Annotated in this window: 17 protein-coding genes and 3 pseudogenes; 8 read left to right on the forward strand and 12 right to left on the reverse strand. The window is 69.5% G+C overall.

The annotated features are described in order from the left end of the window. Positions 1-222: 222 nt before the first annotated feature. Positions 223-747 (reverse strand): annotated as a pseudogene (locus A5655_RS01160) (CBS domain-containing protein); the annotation flags it as partial. On the opposite strand from A5655_RS01160, the pseudogene A5655_RS01165 reads away from it, so the two are divergent. Next, positions 731-1282: pseudogene (locus A5655_RS01165) on the forward strand (RDD family protein); the annotation flags it as partial. The pseudogenes A5655_RS01160 and A5655_RS01165 overlap by 17 nt on opposite strands. Before the next feature lie 252 nt (positions 1283-1534). Here A5655_RS01165 and A5655_RS01170 read toward each other — a convergent pair. Both A5655_RS01170 and A5655_RS01175 read right to left on the reverse strand, forming a co-directional pair. Continuing rightward, the gene (locus A5655_RS01170) at positions 1535-2941 is read right to left on the reverse strand and encodes a cystathionine beta-synthase (RefSeq protein ID WP_067004693.1); all 1407 of its coding nucleotides are present in this window, start codon (positions 2939-2941) and stop codon (positions 1535-1537) included. Between the two features lie 40 nt (positions 2942-2981). Next, the gene (locus A5655_RS01175; protein WP_067004694.1) at positions 2982-4061 is read right to left on the reverse strand and encodes an alpha/beta hydrolase; all 1080 of its coding nucleotides are present in this window, start codon (positions 4059-4061) and stop codon (positions 2982-2984) included. A 243-nt stretch (positions 4062-4304) separates the two neighbouring features. Between A5655_RS01175 and A5655_RS01180 the strand changes: the two genes are divergently transcribed. Then, on the forward strand, positions 4305-5270 hold the full coding sequence (locus tag A5655_RS01180) for an SGNH/GDSL hydrolase family protein (protein WP_369807136.1): 966 nt from the start codon (positions 4305-4307) through the stop codon (positions 5268-5270). Positions 5271-5353: 83 nt separating this feature from the next. Beyond that, complete coding sequence (locus A5655_RS01185) at positions 5354-6571, forward strand: acetyl-CoA C-acetyltransferase (protein ID WP_067004698.1); 1218 nt, start codon at positions 5354-5356, stop codon at positions 6569-6571. Positions 6572-6668: 97 nt separating this feature from the next. Here A5655_RS01185 and A5655_RS01190 read toward each other — a convergent pair whose 3' ends face one another. From A5655_RS01190 to A5655_RS01200, 3 genes are all read right to left on the reverse strand, one after another. Continuing rightward, the gene (locus A5655_RS01190; RefSeq protein WP_067004788.1) at positions 6669-7562 is read right to left on the reverse strand and encodes an RNA polymerase sigma-70 factor; all 894 of its coding nucleotides are present in this window, start codon (positions 7560-7562) and stop codon (positions 6669-6671) included. Continuing rightward, on the reverse strand, positions 7559-8719 hold the full coding sequence (locus tag A5655_RS01195; RefSeq protein ID WP_082978413.1) for an NAD(P)/FAD-dependent oxidoreductase: 1161 nt from the start codon (positions 8717-8719) through the stop codon (positions 7559-7561). The genes A5655_RS01190 and A5655_RS01195 overlap by 4 nt, the downstream gene beginning before the upstream one ends. Positions 8720-8960: 241 nt before the next feature. Beyond that, positions 8961-9797: a Bax inhibitor-1/YccA family protein gene (locus A5655_RS01200; protein WP_067004703.1), complete on the reverse strand. Its 837-nt coding sequence runs from the start codon at positions 9795-9797 to the stop codon at positions 8961-8963. A gap of 232 nt (positions 9798-10029) precedes the next feature. Here A5655_RS01200 and A5655_RS01205 point away from each other — a divergent pair, with 232 nt between their 5' ends. Genes A5655_RS01205 through A5655_RS01215 form a run of 3 tightly spaced genes read left to right on the forward strand, consistent with a single transcriptional unit; the run spans position 10030 to position 13618 of the window. Next, the gene (locus A5655_RS01205; protein ID WP_156764634.1) at positions 10030-11076 is read left to right on the forward strand and encodes an enoyl-CoA hydratase/isomerase family protein; all 1047 of its coding nucleotides are present in this window, start codon (positions 10030-10032) and stop codon (positions 11074-11076) included. A 13-nt stretch (positions 11077-11089) separates the two neighbouring features. Beyond that, positions 11090-11869, forward strand: coding sequence for an enoyl-CoA hydratase (locus A5655_RS01210; protein WP_067004706.1), 780 nt, complete (start codon positions 11090-11092; stop codon positions 11867-11869). Positions 11870-11878: 9 nt separating this feature from the next. Then, positions 11879-13618: an alpha/beta-hydrolase family protein gene (locus A5655_RS01215; protein WP_067004708.1), complete on the forward strand. Its 1740-nt coding sequence runs from the start codon at positions 11879-11881 to the stop codon at positions 13616-13618. Between the two features lie 5 nt (positions 13619-13623). Here A5655_RS01215 and A5655_RS01220 read toward each other — a convergent pair whose 3' ends face one another. After that, positions 13624-14067: a rhodanese-like domain-containing protein gene (locus A5655_RS01220; protein ID WP_067004710.1), complete on the reverse strand. Its 444-nt coding sequence runs from the start codon at positions 14065-14067 to the stop codon at positions 13624-13626. Further along, entirely contained in the window at positions 14067-14657 is a 591-nt protein-coding gene (locus A5655_RS01225) for a cysteine dioxygenase (RefSeq protein WP_082978414.1), read from the reverse strand. The genes A5655_RS01220 and A5655_RS01225 overlap by 1 nt, the downstream gene beginning before the upstream one ends. A 113-nt stretch (positions 14658-14770) precedes the next feature. Between A5655_RS01225 and A5655_RS01230 the strand changes: the two genes are divergently transcribed. Next, the gene (locus A5655_RS01230) at positions 14771-15214 is read left to right on the forward strand and encodes a lipoprotein LpqV (RefSeq protein ID WP_067004716.1); all 444 of its coding nucleotides are present in this window, start codon (positions 14771-14773) and stop codon (positions 15212-15214) included. Between the two features lie 89 nt (positions 15215-15303). Further along, positions 15304-16347, forward strand: coding sequence for a patatin-like phospholipase family protein (locus tag A5655_RS01235; RefSeq protein WP_156764635.1), 1044 nt, complete (start codon positions 15304-15306; stop codon positions 16345-16347). On the opposite strand, the gene A5655_RS01240 is transcribed toward A5655_RS01235, so the two are convergent. The 4 genes and pseudogenes from A5655_RS01240 to A5655_RS01255 all read right to left on the reverse strand — a co-directional run bounded on the left by A5655_RS01240 (position 16348) and on the right by A5655_RS01255 (position 20023). After that, positions 16348-17217 carry a patatin-like phospholipase family protein gene (locus tag A5655_RS01240; protein WP_067004720.1) on the reverse strand — a complete coding sequence of 290 codons (870 nt, stop codon included), beginning with the start codon at positions 17215-17217 and terminating at the stop codon, positions 16348-16350. Positions 17218-17220: 3 nt separating this feature from the next. After that, positions 17221-18087: a class II glutamine amidotransferase gene (locus A5655_RS01245; RefSeq protein WP_067004722.1), complete on the reverse strand. Its 867-nt coding sequence runs from the start codon at positions 18085-18087 to the stop codon at positions 17221-17223. 103 nt (positions 18088-18190) lie between these two features. Next, positions 18191-18373: pseudogene (locus A5655_RS01250) on the reverse strand (SRPBCC family protein); the annotation flags it as partial. A gap of 21 nt (positions 18374-18394) precedes the next feature. Then, positions 18395-20023, reverse strand: a complete 1629-nt coding sequence (locus A5655_RS01255) for a long-chain fatty acid--CoA ligase (protein ID WP_067004724.1) — start codon at positions 20021-20023, stop codon at positions 18395-18397. Positions 20024-20093 lie beyond the last annotated feature (70 nt).

Raw genomic sequence — 20093 nt, forward strand, 5'->3', positions numbered from 1 at the left:
GCGCGGCGCCGGTAACCAGGATGATCGTCGATGAGCGAGGACCGTAGCGGAGACCACACGTTCAAGGGATTGGCCACCCGCCCCGGGGGGTGGCGGGTAGGACTCGCCGGGCGACGGTTGATCGGACATGGGCAACCCTCCACTGAGTTAGCTGAACCAGGCCGAATTACAGTACCTGCCGGGCCTGCGCAGCGGTATAAGCGCGAATCGCCGCGCGCCGCGCTAACGCCGGACCGTCGTTCCGCGGGGCCCGTCCGACAGGAATCCCAACAGGTCGTAGCGGGTGATCACGCCGACCGGCTTGCCCTCCTCCACCACCATCAGGGCGTCCCAGTCGCGCAGCGCCTTGCCCGCCGCGCTGACCAACTCGCCGGCGCCGATCATCGGCAGCGGCGGGCTCATGTGCAGCGACACCGCATCGGCCAGCTTTGCCCGGCCCTCGAAGACGGCCGACAGCAGCTCGCGTTCGGAAACGCTGCCGGCGACCTCGCCGGCCATCACCGGCGGCTCGGCGCCGACCACGGGCATCTGCGAGACGCCGTACTCGCGCAGGATGCCGATGGCGTCGCGCACGGTCTCGGCCGGATGGGTGTGCACCAGATCGGGCAGCGCCCCCGACTTGCGGCGCAGCACGTCGCCGACGCTGAACTCCTCCGTCGACCCGTCGAGGCGCGCCCGCAGGAACCCGTACGACGACATCCAGGCGTCGTTGAAGATCTTGGACATGTAGCCCCGCCCGTCGTCGGGCGGATTTGCGCCGCCCCCACCCGGACCGGCGATCCGCGCCTTGCCGACGGAGTCCTACACGCCGTGGGTCACCCGGGTGCTGGCGTTCATCATCGACAACATCCCGGCCGGCGTCCTCGTCGGCATCGGCGCGCTCATCCAGGCGCTGACCACGCAACAGTCGTGCGTCAGCGACATCACCCAGTACAGCGTCAACCAGTACTGCGTTAACCAGCCCAGCGGCATCGGCACGATGGCGTTCTGGTTGGCGTGGCTGGCCGCGGTGGCCTACCTGGTCTGGAACTACGGCTACCGCCAGGGCATCACGGGCTCGAGCGTCGGCAAGTCGGTGATGAAGTTCAAGGTGGTCAGCGAGGTGACCGGCCAGCCGCTGGGTTTCGCGATGTCGGTGGTGCGCCAGATCGCGCACTTCGTCGACTCGCTCATCTGCTACATCGGCTACCTGTTCCCGCTGTGGGACGCCAAGCGGCAAACATTGGCGGACAAGATCATGACGACGGTGTGCCTGCCGATCGAAGAGGGCGCGGCGGCCTGAATCCGGCGGGCATTTGGTCGGCGGGGCGGTGGCGCGGCGCCGTCACTAGGCTGATCGTCGATGAGCGAGGACCGTAGCGGAGACCACACGTTCAAGGGATTGGCCACCCGCCCCGGGGGGTGGCGGGTAGGACTCGCCGGGCGACGGTTGATCGGACATGGGCAACCCTCCACTGAGTTAGCTGAACCAGGCCGAATTACAGTACCTGCCGGGCCTGCGCAGCGGTATAAGCGCGAATCGCCGCGCGCCGCGCTAACGCCGGACCGTCGTTCCGCGGGGCCCGTCCGACAGGAATCCCAACAGGTCGTAGCGGGTGATCACGCCGACCGGCTTGCCCTCCTCCACCACCATCAGGGCGTCCCAGTCGCGCAGCGCCTTGCCCGCCGCGCTGACCAACTCGCCGGCGCCGATCATCGGCAGCGGCGGGCTCATGTGCAGCGACACCGCATCGGCCAGCTTTGCCCGGCCCTCGAAGACGGCCGACAGCAGCTCGCGTTCGGAAACGCTGCCGGCGACCTCGCCGGCCATCACCGGCGGCTCGGCGCCGACCACGGGCATCTGCGAGACGCCGTACTCGCGCAGGATGCCGATGGCGTCGCGCACGGTCTCGGCCGGATGGGTGTGCACCAGATCGGGCAGCGCCCCCGACTTGCGGCGCAGCACGTCGCCGACGCTGAACTCCTCCGTCGACCCGTCGAGGCGCGCCCGCAGGAACCCGTACGACGACATCCAGGCGTCGTTGAAGATCTTGGACATGTAGCCCCGCCCGCCGTCGGGCAGCAGGACCACGACCAGCGCGTCGGGCCCGGCCTCCTCGGCGACCTTGATCGCGGCCACCACCGCCATCCCGCACGACCCGCCGACGAGCATGGCCTCCTCGCGGGCCAGCCGCCGCGTCATGTTGAACGAGTCGGAGTCGGAGACGGCGATGATCTGGTCGGGCACCGTGCGGTCGTACGCATCCGGCCAGAAGTCCTCGCCGACGCCCTCGACCAGGTAGGGCCGGCCGCTGCCGCCCGAGTACACCGAACCTTCGGGGTCGGCGCCGATGACGCGGACCCGGCCGTCGGACACTTCCTTGAGGTAGCGGCCGGCGCCGGTGATCGTGCCGCCGGTGCCGATGCCGGCGACGAAATGGGTGATCTTGCCGTCGGTGTCAGCCCAGATCTCGGGGCCGGTGGTCGCGTAGTGGCTGGCCGGTCCCTCCGGGTTGGCGTACTGGTCGGGCTTCCACGCGCCGTCGATTTCGGTGACGAGCCGGTCGGAGACGCTGTAGTAGCTGTCCGGGTGGTCCGGCGGCACCGCCGTCGGGCACACCACGACCTCCGCGCCGTAGGCGAGCAACACGTTGCGCTTGTCCTCGCTGACCTTGTCGGGGCAGACGAACACGCACTTGTACCCGCGGTGCTGGGCGACCAGGGCCAGGCCCACGCCGGTGTTGCCCGACGTGGGTTCGACGATGGTGCCGCCGGGCTTGAGCTGCCCGCTGGCCTCGGCGGCGTCGATCATCTTCACCGCGATCCGGTCCTTGGAGCTGCCGCCGGGGTTGAGGTATTCGACCTTGGCCGCCACGGTGCCCGCGCCGTCGGGAACGACCGAGTTCAGCCGAACCAGCGGCGTCCCACCGATGAGGTCACTGATGTGCTGCGCGATCCGCATGCGTTCATCGTCTCAGGCGCTTTCGCGCGGCGCACACTCGCTAGCCGGTGGCCTCGCGGATGTAGTCGCCGATCTGGCGCAGCGAACGGATGGCCTCGGGCACCAGCGGTGCGGCCAGCTGGAAGTCGTGGACCTGGCCGGGCCAGACCCGCACCTCGGCCGGCACCCCGACCGCCGCCAGCCGGGACGCCGCCAGCTGCGCGTCGTGCAGCAACACCTCGGACCCGGAGACGTGGATGAGCGTGCGCGGCAGGCCGGGCTTGATGTGCTCCAGCGGCTCGTAAATCTCTTCCGGTTTGCCGTCGACGACGTTCTTTTCGGCCGCGCTAGCAACCAACTCGACGAGCGCGTCGAAGGCGTTCGCGGGGAACATCGCGTCGCTCTTGATGTTGGGGTGCGCCTGCTTGCATTCCTTTGCTAGCTGCAGCAGTGGCGAGATCGCCACCAGCGCGGCCGGCATATCCGAATCCCCGTGCCCTTCCTCCTGCAGGCGTTGCGCCAGGGCCAGCGCGAGATACCCGCCCGCCGAGTCGCCGGCCAGCACGATCTGGTCCGGCTCGAAGCCGCGCTCGCGCAACCATTGGTAGGCGTCGTGGCAGTCGTCGAGGGCCATCCCGACCGAGTGCTTGGGCAACAGCCGGTAATTGACCACCAGCACCGGCGAGTCAGCAAACTTCGACAGCGTCTCGACCAGCCGGCCGTGGGAGTTTGCTCCACAGGTCAAGAACGCGCCGCCGTGCAAGTAGACGATCACCCGGCGGGTGCCGTCCGCGGGCAGCACTCCGGGGGCGCGCACGAGCTGCGCGGAGGCATTGGGCAAGTTCACCGTCTCGCGGACGGTGGCCGAAACCGGGAGCAGAACCCGGGCCGCGACGTCGATGAGACCCCACGGCCACGGCAGGTTGGGGACGTGGCTGCCGACGGCCAGAACCGGCCGGATCGTGAGCCGGGACGCGAGGTTAGCTACCCGCGCAGCAACGCTGGGACCGGACTCGAGTACCTCGACCGGCGCGCCGTCGCTGATGGCAAATCTGCGTGCCTCAACTCTACGTCGCTTGAGGACCTCATGTGGCCGAACGGTATTCCGGGGGGAACCGGATACCTTGCTAGGTGCGGTCATGCTCAACACTTCCTACGCCGTTGTAGTCCGATACAGCATGTGACGAGGCGGCCAAGCGTCCGGTTCAGCCCACTTTCCAGGGCGTTCAGCCAACCCTTGAAACTTAGCTTGACAGCCTTTGCTGAGTAGAACGTTTGAAGAATCTGATTTGATACCACATTTGATTCACAACGTGACCACATTGTTCATAAGCCGCCCGCGCAAACCCTTGAGCCGAACTAAACTGATCCCGTGACCATCAGGGTGCCGCGTCGTTCGACGATCGCCCTGGCCACAGCCGGCGCGCTCGCCTCGACGGGGACTGCCTACCTCGGCGCACGCAACCTGCTGGTTGGCCAGGCGGCGCACACGCGCACCGTCATTCCGAAGGCCTGGGACATCCCACCGCGCGCCGACGGCGTGTACACCGCCGGCGGCGGGCCCGTGCAGCGGTGGCAGCGCGGCATGGCCGCCGACCTGCACCTGATGATCTTCGGCGACTCGACGGCCACCGGGTACGGCTGCATGAGCGCCGAGGAAGTCCCCGGCGTGCTGATCGCCCGCGGACTGGCCGAGCGTGCCGGCAAGGCCGTCCGGCTGAGCACCAAGGCCATCGTCGGCGCCACGTCGAAGGGCGTCGCCGGTCAGGTCGACGCGATGTTCGTGGCCGGCCCGCCGCCGGACGTGGCGGTGATGATGCTGGGGGCCAACGACGTCACGGCCCTCAACGGCATCAGCCAATCGGCGCAACGGCTGGCCTTGACCGTGCGCAAGCTGCGTTCCCGCGGCGCGGTGGTGGTCGTCGGCACCTGTCCCGACCTCGGTGTCATCAGCGCGATCCCCCAGCCGCTTCGCTCGCTGGCGCACGCGCGGACTTCGCAGCTCGCCCGCGCCCAGACGGCGGCCGTCCGCGGGGCGGGCGGCATCCCGGTCCCGATGGCGCAGCTGCTGGCCCCCCGGTTCCGGGCCGCGCCCGAGCTGATGTTCTCCGCCGACGGCTTCCACCCGTCGCCGACCGCGTACGCGCTGGCCGCCGACGCGCTGCTGGTCGCGCTGTGCGATGCGCTGGGCATAGCGGTCGAGAGCCCGGTTCCCGAGGTTTCGGTCGCCGCGCTCGCACCGCGGCTCGACGAGTCCCACGCGCGGTTGACCCTCGTGTCGCGGCTGTGGCGGCGCCCGGCCGTCGTATCACCCGCCCCGTCTGATTCCCAGCCGGTCGGCACCGACTAGATTTGTTCTAGCCCGTCGGGGTGCCCAGACACCCGCTTGTGATGCGAGCCCGCACCGGCGGAAGGGATTTGAAGGGAAAAGCCATGCCTGAAGCCGTCATCGTCTCAGCCGTTCGCTCGCCGATCGGCCGCGCCATGAAGGGGTCGCTGGTGTCCATGCGGCCCGACGACCTGGCCGCGCAGATGGTGCGCGCCGCGCTCGACAAGGTGCCCGCGCTCAACCCGCACCAGATCGACGACCTGATCCTGGGCTGCGGCCTGCCGGGCGGCGAATCCGGCTTCAACATGGCCCGCGTCGTCGCCGTCGAGCTGGGCTACGACTTCCTTCCGGGCACCACAGTCAACCGGTATTGCTCGTCGTCGCTGCAGACCACACGGATGGCGTTCCACGCGATCAAGGCGGGCGAGGGCGACGCGTTCGTCTCCGCGGGCGTGGAGACCGTGTCACGGTTCGCCAAGGGCAACTCCGACTCCTGGCCCGACACCAAGAACCCGCTGTTCGACGAGGCCCAGGAGCGTTCGGCCGCCGCGGCTCAGGGCGCCGACGAGTGGCACGACCCCCGCGCCGACGGGAACCTGCCGGACGTCTACATCGCGATGGGTCAGACCGCCGAAAACGTCGCGATCATGACCGGCATCAGCCGCGAGGACCAGGACCGCTGGGGGGTGCGCAGCCAGAACCGCGCCGAGGAGGCGATCAAGAGCGGGTTCTTCGAGCGCGAGATCACCCCGGTGAAGCTGCCCGACGGCACCACCGTCACCACCGACGACGGCCCCCGCGCCGGCACCACCTACGAGAAGGTCTCCGAGCTCAAGCCGGTGTTCCGGCCCAACGGCACCGTCACCGCGGGCAACGCGTGTCCGCTGAACGACGGCGCGGCCGCGCTGATCATCACCAGCGACACCAAGGCCAAGGAGCTGGGCCTGACGCCGCTGGCCCGCATCGTGTCCACCGGGGTCAGCGGGCTGTCGCCGGAGATCATGGGGCTGGGCCCCATCGAGGCGTGCAAGAAGGCGTTGGCCAGGGCCGGCATGTCGATCGGTGACATCGACCTGTACGAGATCAACGAGGCCTTCGCGGTGCAGGTGCTGGGCTCGGCGCGCGAGCTGGGCATGGACGAGGAGAAGCTGAACGTGTCCGGTGGGGCGATCGCCCTGGGCCACCCGTTCGGCATGACCGGCGCGCGCATCGCCACCACGCTGCTCAACAACCTGCAGACCCACGACAAGACGCTGGGCCTGGAAACCATGTGTGTCGGCGGCGGCCAGGGCATGGCGATGGTGATCGAGCGGCTGAGCTAGCCGCGCCGAACGACTGCGTGTGAATCGTGGGCGCCGACACGCGGGGCGGCTGCGCCGTCAGCGCACACCCAAAACCGTGAGCGCACAACCAAAGGCGCTAGCCGCGCCGCACCCCATCGGCGACGGCGTGCAGCTTGTCCGGGTTGGCCACGTTGTGGATGGTGACGATGCGCCCGTCCGCGTCGAGTTCGACCGTTAGCGTGGCGATCACGCGGCCCGCGGCCGAGAAAACGATGCCCGGTCCGCCGTTGACGTCGACGACTTCGGCTGTCATGTCGGCGATCTCGACGCCTTCGTAGGGGCGTTTGGTGACCCCGGCGAGCCAGGCGGCGACCTTGGCCATGCCCTCGAGCGGGCGCAGCGCCTGGCGCACCTTTCCGCCGCCGTCGGTCCAGAGCGTGACATCGGGGGCGAGCAGTTGCATGAGGTCGTTGATGTCGCCGCCGGTCGCCGCGGCGAAGAAGCGTTCGGTGACCGCGCGTTTCTTGCCGCGATCGGCCTCGAACCTGGGCCGGCGGGCCTGCACGTGATTGCGGGCGCGGTGGCCCGCCTGGCGCACCGCCGCCTCGGAACGCTCGACGGCCGAAGCGATTTCGGCGTAGCTGAAGTCGAACACCTCCCTGAGGACGAACACCGCGCGCTCCAGTGGGCTCAGCGTCTCGAGCACGACCAGCATCGCCATCGACACCGATTCGGCGGCGGCGACATCCTCGGCCGTGTCGGCGCTGGTGAGGATCGGCTCGGGAAGCCACGGCCCGACGTAGGTCTCGCGCTGGCGCCGGGTCGAGCGCAGTCGTTCCATCGACAGGTTCGACACGATGCGGGACAGGTACGCCTTGGGGTCGGCGACCTGACCCCGATCGGCCGCCGACCACTTCAGCCACGCATCCTGGACGACGTCTTCGGCGTCTGCCGCCGACCCCAGAATCCGATAGGCGATGGCGAACAACAGTTTCCGATGTTCGACGAACGTGTGCTCGTCGGTGCTCATCGGGTGAAGCCCCCACCGCGCCGCCACGTCACCGCGCCCAGCGCGGGCAGCAACTTGAGCAGCCGGTAGGTCGTCCAGGGGCTGGCGCTCACCGTTTCCTTGTACGCCACCGCCCACCGGCCGGCCAGATAGAAACGCGTCGGGCTGTCGTCGGGATGGGTGAATTGGATGACGCCGTCGTGGCGTCCCAGGCTCACCGGCTGATGGATGTAGCCGAAACGGAACCGCTTGAGCTGCTTGCCCTTCAGCTCTCGGACGATGTTGGTGGCGGCGTGCACGCCGGTCGGGATGCCGCTCTGGCAGGTGCCGTGCACGAGGCCGTATCCCTGCGTGACGGCGGCGGCGTCGCCGACGACGTACACGTCGGGGTGGGACACCGAACGCAGCGCCGCGTCGGTGATGATCCGGCCGCGCTCGTCGACCCGCAGGCCCGCGGCGGCCGCCACCGGCGACACCCGCACACCCGTCGTCCACAGCACCGCGCGCGCCGCGACGACCTCGCCGTCGGCCAGGGCGACCCCGTCGGGCATCACCTTGACGACGTCGACGCCGGCACGGACCCGCACGCCCAACCGGCTCAACCCGGCGTGCAGGCGGGCGCGCGCCTTGGGGCCCATCGTCGATCCGGGCGTCTGCCGGCTCAGCAGCACGACGTCGAGTTCCGGATGCCGCTCGGCGATCTCGGCCGCCGATTCGATTCCGGTCAGGCCGCCGCCGGCGACCACGACCGTGCCGGCGCCCAGCCGATCCAGCTGCTCGGCCAGCAACCCGGCGTCGCGGGCGCTGTTGAGGGTGTAGGCGAATTCGTCGACGCCGGGCACGGCCTCGGTGTCGGCGACGCTGCCGAGCGCATACACCAGCGTGTCGTAGCCGATCGTGCGTTCGTCGTCGAGCCGGACGGTCCGCGCGTCGGCGTCGACGCCGGTGACCCAGCCCTGGACGAACTCGACGCCGGTGCCGGCGAGCAGGTCCGGGATCTGCAGGTCGGCCAGCCGCTGGCCCGAGGCGGCCTGGTGCAGGCGCAGCCGCTCGGTGAAACGAGCCTGCGGATTGACCAGGGTGACGCGGACGTCGTCGCGGCCCTTGACCCGACGCGCCAGGCGGGCGGTCGCTGCCATGCCGGCGTAGCCGGCGCCGATGATCACGATGTGCTTCATGATGCTGCCTTTCGCGAGCGAATGTGTGCTGACAACCAGCAGACGCATCCAGCGGCCGCGGATGTGACATCGCGGAGAGGGGCGGGTGAAGCCTGCGCGCTGAGTGTGAAGCCCTGGCGGCGACACGCCGAGCGCCTCCGCCACAGGTACACACGCAAAACCGTGAGCGCACATTCAAACGCCGTCAGCGCACAAAAAACCGGCACACCCAGGGGCGTGCCGGCTTTTCCGTCGAGTCGGGCTAGTCGTTCTGCAGGTAACTGAGCAGGCGCAGGATCTCGAGGTACAGCCAGACCAGGGTCACGGTCAGGCCCAGCGCGATGCCCCACGCGGCCTTCTCGGGCGCGCCGGCCCGGATCATCTGGTCGGCCGCGTCGAAGTCGATCAGGAAGCTGAACGCGGCGATCGCGATGCACACCAGGGAGAAGATGATCGCGATCGGCCCGCCGCTGCGCAGGCCCAGGCCCGTGCCGCCGCCGACGTGGAACATCGCCAGCAAGAAGTTGCCGAGCATCAGGAACAGCACACCGAACAGGGCGGCGACCACCATCCGGGTGAATTTCGGTGTGACGCGGATGGCGCCGGTCTTGTAGACGACGAGCATCCCGAAGAACACGCCGAAGGTGCCCAGGACGGCCTCCCCGATCAGCGCGCCGGCGTTGGCGTTCGAGACCTGGAAGTTGGCGAAGACGAAGGAGACGGCGCCGAGGAAGAGCCCCTCGAGAACGGCGTAGCTGAGCACGATCGCCGGGCTGTCCTGCTTGCGCCCGAAGGTCGCGATCAGCACCAGCCCCAGGCCGCCCAGCGCGCCGATGAGGGTCAGCGGCATCGCCAGCGCCAGGTTGGCGGCCACCAGGAAGTAGGACACGATCGCGGCGCCCGTCAGCACGGCCAGCGTCATGCCGGTCTTGGTGACGACATCGTCGATGGTCAGCGGACGGGCGGCCCTGGTGTCCTGGTAGGGAGCCACGTAGGGGTCAGCCTGGTAATAGCCCTGGGCCGCGCCAGTGCCGAATTGCGCGTATCCGCCGCTCTGCTTAGGCAGCGAACGAAATACCGGGTTACTTGTCTCCCGCACCGTCGGATCCTCTCTTATGGCTATGGGTTCGAGCTGTGCGAACACTTGGTCAACGACCAGCGGGGCGCCCGGGTTCCCAACAGACCTGCTGTTTTCTCGGTGTTTCCGGCTATTTAAACGGGCTCTGCTGTTGTCGTCCGGTCAAACATAAACCTTACCCGCGGGGATCGCTGTGGTCGTGACGATCTAGATTGCTGGTCGAGACCGGGCGGCGATTGGAAGGCAAGGGGCGTTGACTGCGGAAACCGACGAATCCGACGAGGTCCTGACCCGAGTCGAAGGCGGCATCGGCTTGATCACGCTGAACCGGCCCAAGGCGATCAACTCGCTGAATCAGACCATGGTGGACGCGCTGAGCGCCGTGCTCAGCCGTTGGGAAAACGACGACGCGGTGCGGGCGGTCGTGCTGTCCGGTGCGGGCGAACGCGGATTGTGCGCGGGCGGCGACGTGGTCGCGGTCTACGAGAGCGCCCGCAAGGACGGCGTCGAGGTGCGAAAGTTCTGGCGCGACGAGTATCAGCTCGACGGCCAGATCGGGCGGTTCGCCAAGCCGTACGTGTCGTTGATGGACGGCATCGTGATGGGTGGCGGCGTCGGGGTCAGCGCGCATGGCAGCGTCCGCGTGGTGACCGAAACGTCAAAGGTGGCAATGCCGGAGGTGGGCATCGGGTTCATTCCCGACGTCGGCGGGGCGTTCCTGTTGTCCCGGGCACCGGGCTCGCTCGGGCTCCACGCCGCCCTGACCGGGGCGCCGTTCTCCGGATCCGACGCCATCGCAATGGGATTCGCCGACCACTACGTCCCGCACGACGAGCTGGAGGCGTTCACCAAAGCGATCGTCGATGACGGCGTCGAGAGCGCGCTGGCCGCGCACGCCGTCGAACCTCCGCCGAGCGAGCTTGCCGCGCAACGCGATTGGATCGACGAGTGCTTCGTGGGCGACACGGTCGAAGACATCCTCGCGGCCCTGCGCGGTCACGGCGGCGGGCCGGCGAACGACGCCGCCGACCTGATCGCCACCCGCTCCCCCATCGCCGTGTCGGTGGCCCTGGAGGCGGTGCGCCGCGCAGCCAAAATGCAGACCCTGGAAGAGGTTCTGGTCCAGGACTATCGGGTGTCGAGCGCGTCGGCGCGCTCGCACGATCTGGTGGAGGGCATCCGCGCGCAGATCATCGACAAGGATCGCAATCCGAAGTGGTCGCCGGCGACGCTGGCCGAGGTCACCGCGGCCGACGTGGAGGCGTATTTCGCGCCGGTCGACGACGACTTGAAATTCTAGAAAGGCGGTTGGCGTGACAGAGACGTACGAGACCATCCTCGTCGAGCGCGATCAGCGGGTCGGGATCATCACGCTGAATCGGCCGCAGGCGCTCAACGCGCTCAACAGCCAGGTGATGCGCGAAGTCACCAGCGCGGCAACCGAATTGGACGACGATCCCGGAATCGGTGCGATCATCATCACCGGTTCGGCCAAGGCGTTCGCCGCCGGCGCCGACATCAAGGAGATGGCGGCGCTGACCTTCGCGGACGCGTTCGGCGGCGACTTCTTCGCCACCTGGGGCAAGCTCGCCGCCGTCCGCACCCCCACCATCGCCGCGGTGGCCGGTCACGCGCTGGGCGGCGGCTGCGAGCTCGCGATGATGTGCGACCTGCTGATCGCCGCCGACACCGCGAAGTTCGGTCAGCCGGAGATCAAACTCGGTGTGCTGCCGGGCATGGGTGGTTCGCAGCGGCTGACCCGCGCCATCGGCAAGGCCAAGGCCATGGACCTCATCCTGACCGGGCGGACCATCGACGCCGCCGAAGCCGAACGCAGCGGGCTGGTTTCGCGTGTGGTGCCGGCCGACGACCTGCTGACCGAGGCCAAGGCCGTCGCCACCACCATTTCGCAGATGTCGCGCTCGGCGGCGCGAATGGCCAAGGAGGCCGTCAACCGGGCCTTCGAATCCACGCTGTCCGAGGGACTTCTGTACGAGCGCAGGCTGTTTCATTCGACGTTCGCGACCGAGGACCAGTCCGAGGGAATGGCGGCATTCATCGAGAAGCGGCCCCCCAACTTCACTCACCGGTAGGACGCCTCGATGAGCGACCCGGGTCCCGCGACGACCGCCCCCGAAGACGAAGCCGTGCGGGAGGCCGCCCCGGAAACCCCGGAGGCCCCCCGGCCACACGAGCCGCATCCCTACCGAAAGCCTTGGTGGGTAAGGCATTACACCTTCATGGGCACCGCGGTCGGCCTGGTTTTCATCTGGTTTTCGATGACGCCGTCGCTGTTGCCGCGAGACGCGCTGTTCCAGGGGCTGGTCAGCGGGATCTCCGGGGCCATCGGCTACGGGTTGGGGGTCTTCGCCGTCTGGCTGGTCCGCTACATGCGCACCCGGAACTACAGCCCGCCCGCACCGCGCTGGGCGTGGATGGTGCTGATCCCGGTCGGCGCGGTCGGCATGGTGGTCATGGCGATCGGGTTCCACGACTGGCAGGACAAGGTGCGCGACCTGATGGGAGTGCAGCACCTCAAGTGGTACGACTACCCGATCGCCGCCGGCCTGTCGCTGGTCGTGCTGTTCACACTGGTCGAAATCGGCCAGTTCGTCCGCTGGCTGGTCAGTTTCTTGGTGGGGCAGCTCGATCGGGTCGCACCGTTTCGCCTCTCGGTGACCATCGTCGTGGTGGTGCTGGTCGTGCTGACCATCACCCTGCTCAACGGCGTGGTGCTGAAGTTCGCCATGCGCACGATGAACAACACGTTCGCGTCGGCCAACAACGAGATGAGCCCCGACACCGCGCCGCCGAAAACGCCGCTGAGGTCCGGTGGCCCGCAGTCGCTGGTCTCCTGGGAGTCGCTCGGTCGCGAGGGCCGCGTCTTCATCGAGGGCGGGCCCCGGGTCGACGAACTGACGACGTTCAACGGATCCCCGGCGATGCAGCCGGTCCGCGCCTACGCCGGGCTGAACTCCGCGGACGGCATCACCGCGACCGCCGAGCTGGCGGCCCAGGAGCTGCAGCGTGAGGGCGGATTGCAGCGCGCCGTCGTCGCCGTCGCGACCACCACCGGCACCGGCTGGATCAACGAGGCGGAGGCCTCCGCGCTGGAGTACATGTACAACGGCAACACCGCGATCGTCAGCATGCAGTACTCGTTCCTGCCGAGCTGGCTTTCGTTCCTGGTGGACAAGGAAAACGCCCGCCACGCCGGCCAGGCGCTGTTCGAGGCCGTCGACCGACTGATCCGCCAGATGCCGGAAGCCCAGCGCCCCAAGCTCGTGGTGTTCGGCGAAAGCCTGGGGTCGTTCGGCGGCGAGGCGCCGTTCATGAGCCTGAACAACGTGCTGGCCCGCACCGACGGCGCGCTGTTCAGCGGGCCGACGTTCAACAACACGATCTGGACGGACCTGACGTCGACGCGCGACGCGGGCTCCCCGCAGTGGCTGCCGATCTACAACGACGGCAAGAACGTCCGATTCGTCGCTCGCGCAAGCGATCTGGGGCGTCCGGACGCCGCATGGGACCACCCGCGGGTGGTCTATCTGCAGCACGCCTCCGACCCGATCGCCTGGTGGACCCCCGACCTGCTGTTCTCCAAGCCCGACTGGCTGCGCGAGAAACGGGGCTACGACGTGCTGCCCGACACCTACTGGATCCCGGTGGTGACGTTCCTGCAAGTCTCGGCCGACATGGCGGTGGCGGTGGACGTGCCAGACGGGCACGGCCACCACTACGTCGCCGACGTCGCCAACGGCTGGGCCGCGGTGCTGTCGCCGCCCGGTTGGACGGCCGAGAAGACGGACAAACTACGGCCGCTGCTGCACGCCAACGGCTAGCGCCCCTAGAGCCAGCGGCGAACGGTCCTGCCCGCGTTCGCCAGCCCCGGGCCCGAGCCGTCCGAGTCACCGATCAGTTGGTCCAGCACACCGGAACCGGCCAGCGCGTGGTAGCCGCCGATGACGTCGGTGGCGCGGTACAGGCCGATGTCCAGCAGCGCGGCGGCGGCCAGGCTGGACGTGTAGCCCTCGGAGCACACGATCACCCATTCGACGTCGTCGCCGACAGCCTCGGGCAGCCGGGCGTCGCTGGTCGGGTCGCAGCGCCACTCCAGGACGTTGCGTTCGATCACCAGCGCGCCGGGCACCTCGCCCTCGCGGAATCGCTGCGCCTGCGGCCGGATGTCGACCAGCACCGCGCCGCGCCTCAGCGCCTCGGGCACCTCGACGGCGCGAAGGCGGCGAAACCGGCGCCGGGCCGATCTCAGGACAATGTCGATGCGGCTCATCAGGGTCCTTCCGGTTGGTCGGTCAGTTCGGTGCGCTGGCGGCGCAGCCTGTTGCGGTCGGAGACCTCGTAGTACGACATCGCCGTCAGCGGCGGCGAGTAGGCGTGCACGCTGAGCGTCGGCTGCGCCCGGAAGGCCGCCACCGGCTCCGGGACGGGCCGCGGCGCCCACACCACGTCGTGCACCCAGCCCAGCGGGAAGCCGGCCTGGTCACCGGCGTCGAGCCGGCGTCTCCGCAAACCCCGCCCGTCCCAACGGAATTCGTTGAGCGATCCGGACACCACGGTCAGCGCGCCCAGCGAGCCGCCGTGGTCGTGCAGCTCGGTGGGATGGCCGGGGACCCAGCTGATCAGCCAGACGTCCAGTTCGTCGTCGCCGTGAATCCGGGCGAACCAGCGCTCGGACTCCGGTATCCCGCCCTTGGGCAGCAGGTGGTCGCAGCGCCCGCTGAGGACCTGATCGGCGGCCTGGTCCGTGGCGTACAGCAGGTCGGGCACCCGCAGCCGGGTGGGTCCCGAGGACGGCGACGAGACGGTCAGGGGGCGGGGCGCACCGGAGGCGACGGCACGCGTCGCAACGGGAACAGACATCGAGGAGCTCCAGGGTGAACGGATTCGGGCAAGCGGCGGCGGGTCAGGGCCGACAACACTCGCAAAAACCGAAGCGCTCCATCACGGCCGCCAGTGTTGCATAGATTGGGACCGTGCGCTGGTGCGGTCGTCCCCACGGGCAACGTGGAGCCGTTCTCGTCGCGGCGCTTTTGTTGGCGGTCACGGGCTGCTCGCAGGGCGCTCCCAACGGTGGGGTAGCCGTGCCGTCGGCGCGGCCGTCGGGCATCCCGCACGGCGCCACCGCGGCGCCCCCGGGCGCGGTCGGCGTCTCCCCGGGCGGGGTGACGACCAGGGTCGATGTCCCCGCGGATTCGACCGAAGAGGAGTATTTCCAGGCCTGCCACGCCGCGAAGGTGTGGATGGAGGCGCAGCCCAGGACGGGTGGGTCGCTGTTCGAGCCGTACCTGGGGATGATCCAGGCGTCGCAATCGGGCACGGCGGGCACCTGGAACGCCCGGTGGACGGACCTGACACCGGCGCGGCAGGCGGCCGTGATCACCGCCGCGCGGGCCGCCGCCAACGACGAATGCGGGTAACGTTCGCCGCCCCGCACCAATTGTGATCATGGGTACAAAAAGTGCCTCCCCGGCCGCCGGGGGCGGCGTCGGCCGCGCAAAATGAACGCATGCCCGGCGGACGTGGCGGAACGGTGGCGCGTCGATCAGCACCGACCCGGGTGGCGCTGGCGCTGGGCAGCGGCGGTGCCCGCGGCTACGCCCACATCGGGGTGATCGAGGCGCTGCGGGCGCGCGGTTACGAGATCGCCGGGATCGCCGGCTCCTCGATGGGCGCGATGGTCGGCGGCCTGGAAGCGGCCGGGCGCCTCGACGAGTTCGCCGACTGGGCGAAGTCCCTGACGCAGCGCACCATCCTGCGGCTGCTGGACCCGGCCATCAGCGCGGCCGGGGTGTTGCGGGCGGAGAAGATCCTGGACGCGGTGCGCGACATCCTCGGTCCGGTGTCCATCGAGCAACTGCCGATCCCCTACACCGCGGTCGCCACCGACCTGCTGGCCGGCAAGTCGGTGTGGTTTCAGCGCGGCCCCGTCGACGACGCGATCCGCGCGTCCATCGCGATTCCGGGGGTGATCGCGCCGTACGCGCTCGACGGGCGCCTGCTCGCCGACGGCGGCATCCTCGATCCGCTGCCGATGGCCCCCATCGCCGCGGTCAACGCCGACCTGACCATCGCGGTCAGCCTCAGCGGCAGCGAGTCCGTCGGCGGCCGCGAGGCGGAGCCGGGGGCCACCGCCGAGTGGTTGAACCGCATGGTGCGCAGCACGTCGGCGCTGCTGGACACCGCGGCGGCCCGGTCCCTGCTGGACCGGCCGACCGCGCGGGCGGTGCTGAGCAGGTTCGGCGGGTCGGACAGCTGGTCCGACGACCCCGACGCGGACGAGGTCGGCCCCGAGGAAATCGCGGAGGTTCCCGGGGTGCCCAAGCTGGGCAGCTTCGAGGTGATGAACCGGACGATCGACATCGCCCAGTCCGCGCTGGCCCGGCACACGCTGGCGGCCTACCCGCCCGACGTGCTGATCGAGGTGCCGCGTTCGACGTGCCGGGGCCTGGAGTTTCACCGGGCGGTGGAGGTGATCGACGTGGGCCGCGCGCTGGCCGGCGAGGCCCTGGACGCGCTGGAGCAGGCGTCGCCGCCCGCGCTCGAGGGTTGATCAGGCGCCGAGGAACCGCGCGACCGCTGCCGCCTCGCGGCGGCCCTGTTGGCGCCCGGCCACGGCGGAGTCGATGCGGCAGCGCGGATCCAGCGGGTTGGGCCCGAACGCCGCCAGCGAGTCGCCGTCGGCGAACACCGCGTGGGTCGCGCCGGCGAACGCGGCGATCTCGGCGGCCGGCCCGTCGCCGAACGGCGCCGGCGTGTCGGGCCCCGAGGGCACCAGCACCACCGCGGCGTCGCAATCGCCGGCCACGCCGAGGTTGACCGAGCTGCCGACGCCGCCGTCCATGTAGCGCCGGACCCCAATCGTCACCGGCGGCCACGCTCCCGGCACCGCGCAACTGGCCGCCACCGCATCCACGAGGCCGACGCCCGAGTCGCGATCGAAGACCACCAGTTCGCCGGTGGCCACGTCGATGGCGGTGATCCGCAGCACCCGTTCCGGCCAGTCGTGTGACGGCAGGCGCTGGGCGATCACGTTGCGCCGGACGGGCTCGGGGACGGTCTGCGTCGCCACCGCCACGGCCCCGATCCGCCGCATCTGCTGGCGGGTCTTGTCGAGCGCGTCGTCGTAGGGCTGGCCCAGGGCGGTCAGGAAGACCTCGGTGATGTCGTCGATGTCGACGCCGGAATCGATCTCGGCCGACGACTCGGCGATCTGCCGGTCGAACAGCGCCTCGAGCGGGCGGCCGCTGCCGATCTGCGCGGCGACGGCCGAACCCGCCGAGGTCCCCACCAGCACATCGGAATCCAGCAGCAGCCGGGCGGCCGCCGGTGACTCGTCGGCAATTCCGCGCAGAACCCCTGTCTCCCAGGCGATTCCGGCTATTCCGCCGCCGGCGAGCACGAGCGCCCGTCTGGTTGCCATGGACTACGCCGACGTGTGCTGCGCCGCCTGGGCCGGCGCGCTCAGGTCGGACCGGCGAACCGGGTGTGCGGGCGGGTCGGGCAGCACCACGCGGCGGGTGACCCGCAGGCCGGCGTCGACGTGGACCAGCTCGCCGGGTTCCAGCAGGCGCCAGCGCGGGTCGTCGTCCATCGGTTCGCTGGCGAACACCACCGACGAGCGGGCGTACAGATGCTCGGACCGCGCGCGGATTCGGTGCGTCCGCAAGTCGAATTCGGGCGTTCCGCCCTGGTGTCGCCGGTCCAGGACATAGAGCTCGTGGGCGTCGGGGTAGCGCAGCGCCCACATGTCGGTGGCCGTGCTCAGCAGGACGTTGACCGCGTAGATCGGCGCGTTGCCCGCGAGCCATCGCACGGCGTCGACGAGGCCCGCCGTCTCGTCACCGCCGCGACCGCGGATCGAACCGGTGATCAGGGCGAACACCCGCTCGGAATCGGTGTCGCCCAGGACCAGGCCGTCGGTGCCGAGTTCGCGGAGCCGTTCGTCGATGCCGTCCAGCCCCTCGACCACGCCGTTGTGCGCGAAGATCCGGCCGTCCTGCAGAAACGGGTGGGTGTTGCGGACGTCGAGCGAACCCGTCGTCGCGTACCGGACGTGCGCCACGAAGGTCGTCCCGGTCAGTTCGTGCGCCTCCGTGGCGAATTGGGCGTCCTGCCACGCCGCGATCGGCTCCTTGTGCAGCTGCGGCCGGCCGTGCGCGTCAAAGACACCCAGCCCGGTGCCGTCCGGGTTCTTGCGGCTCTGCGCGGACAGGCTGTCCGGGGCGTTCAGCAACCAGAAGGTCGCGGTGCAAACGTCCGTCCCGGCGTGTAAGCCAAAAAGTCGGCACATGGTTCCGACCGTACCGAAAGGCGGTCGGGCGCTTGGCCCCGCGACACTTAGATGGTTGCGACGACGCGCCGCGGCGCACCGCAACGGATTAAATCTCGGGGAGTCAGCCCGTCAGCATCGCCGAGAGGTCCCGCAGGGCTTGGCGCGCATGGCCCTTCCAGATTCGGCCGAACAGCGGCAGGGCCCACGATGTCAGCGGTGACCTCGGGTAGATGTCCCAGCGCCAGGTGATCTCGGTCCCGCCCGCCGCCGGGGCAAAGATCCATTCGCCCACAACATGATCGACTCGCGCACGAGATCCGGCCACTCAGTCGCGCGCCTCGACCACCCAGTAGCCGTGCTCGGCGTATCGCGCCCGGATGGCCTTCTTGTCGTACTTGCCGACGCTGGTGCGCGGAATCTCCTCGACGAACGTCCACCGCTCGGGCAGCCACCACCGGGCCACCTTGTCCGCGAGGAACTTTCGCAGATCCTCGGCGCTCACCGACGAATGCTTGGCCACCACGACCGCCAGCGGCCGTTCCTGCCACCGGTCGTCGGGGACCCCGACGACCGCGGCCTCGAGCACCTGCGGGTGTGCGATCAGGCAGTTCTCCAGCTCCACCGACGAGATCCATTCGCCGCCGGACTTGATCACGTCCTTGGCCCGATCGGTCAGCGTGACGAAGCCCCGCTCGTCGATGCGGCCCACGTCGCCGGTGCGCAACCAGCCGGAGTCGAACTTCGAGTCGTCGTGGCCGAGGTAGTAGGAGCCGGTGATCCACGGGCCCCGGACCTCCACCTCGCCGACGGCGGCGCCGTCGTTGGGCAGCACCGCGCCGTCGTCGTCGACGATGCGCATCTCCACCCCGCACACCGGTTGACCCTGCGTCGCGCGGAACGCCCAGTGCTGGTCCTCCGGGGTTCCCGGCGGCGGCCAGGCCATGGTGGCCATCGGCGACGTTTCGGTCATGCCCCACAGCTGGCGGATCTGGACGCCGTGCTTCTCCTCGAACGTGCGCATCAGCGACACCGGGACGGCCGAGCCGCCGCAGACCACCAGGCGCAGCGAGGACATGTCGTGTTCGGGTTCTTCCTCCAGGCGGTGCAGGACGTCGTTCCAGATGGTCGGCACGGCGCCGGCGACGGTGGGCTTTTGGGTCTCGACCATGCCGATCAGCGAGCGGGCGTCGAGGTGGCAATCGGGCAGCACCAGGTCGGCCCCCGCCATCAGCGCCGAATAGGGCAGCCCCCAGGCGTTGGCATGAAACATCGGCACGATCGGCAGCACACTGTCGACCGCCCCGACGCCGATGCCGTTGGTGGTGCACCCGCCCATCGCGTGCAGGAAGCTCGAACGATGGCTGTAGACAACGCCTTTCGGGTTGCCGGTGGTGCCGCTGGTGTAGCACATGGCGGCCGCGGACGTCTCGTCGATGTCGGGCCAGTCGAAGTCGGTGGACTCGGCGTCGATCACTTCGGCGTAGCGCAGCACGGTCTTGCCGGACGCCTCCAGCGCGGCCGTGTCCCCGTCGCCGACCACGATCACCGCCTCTACGGTCTTGAGCTCCCCCAGGACCGGTGCCAACAGCTTGGCCAGTGACGCGTCGACCAGCACGACGCGGTCCTCGGCCTCGTTGGCCACGAAAACGATCTGCTCGGGGAACAGCCGGATGTTCAGCGTGTGCAGGACGGCGCCCATCGACGGGACCGCGAGGTAGGTCGCCAGGTGCTCGGTGTTGTTCCACATGAACGTCGCGACGCGCTGGTCCCCGGTCACCCCGAGGCCGCGCAGCGCGTTCGCCAGCCGGGCGGCCTGTTCGCCCAGCTTGCGGTAGGTGGTCCGACGATACCCGTCGCCCGTCGCGGTGGTGACAGTGCGTTCACCGTGGATACCGCAGCCGTGCCGCATGATCGCGGCGATCGTCAGCGGATAGTCCTGCATCGTGCTGTCCATCGCTGCACCGTATCGCCGCACACCGCCGCGAGAAAACGGGTTCCCTGACAACGCGTGTTTTGCTCTGCGC

The sequence above is a fragment of the Mycobacterium sp. 1081908.1 genome (assembly GCF_001673535.1).
Taxonomy (GTDB): Bacteria; Actinomycetota; Actinomycetes; order Mycobacteriales; family Mycobacteriaceae; genus Mycobacterium.